This is a genomic window from Paraburkholderia sp. SIMBA_054, from assembly GCF_046534875.1.
GTDB lineage: Bacteria > Pseudomonadota > Gammaproteobacteria > Burkholderiales > Burkholderiaceae > Paraburkholderia > Paraburkholderia hospita.
Map to the genome: position 1 here is coordinate 1 of NZ_JAWRXV010001185.1, position 255 is coordinate 255.

At 69.0% G+C, this 255-nt stretch carries 1 pseudogene; it reads left to right on the forward strand.

The features are described 5' to 3' along the window. Window positions 1-36 precede the first annotated feature (36 nt). Window positions 37-255: pseudogene (locus tag SB822_RS58870) on the forward strand (hypothetical protein); the annotation flags it as partial.

Below are 255 nucleotides of genomic sequence, written 5' to 3' on the forward strand. Positions count from 1 at the left end.
CTCCCGGCGCATTCCCCACCCGACCTGGAGACTTCCATGAAGGCAGTGCGCTACATCGCCACCGGCAAGCCCCCTGAAATCGTCGACGTCCCCAAGCCCGAACCGGGTCCGGGGCAGATCCGCATCCGCGTGGCCGGAGCCGGCGTCTGCCATTCGGACGCCCAGGCGGGCCGCATCCATGCCGATGTCGAAGTGTTCCCGCTGGAGCAGGCGGTCGAGGTGTATGACCGCCTGCGCCACGGCAGGATCCGCGGT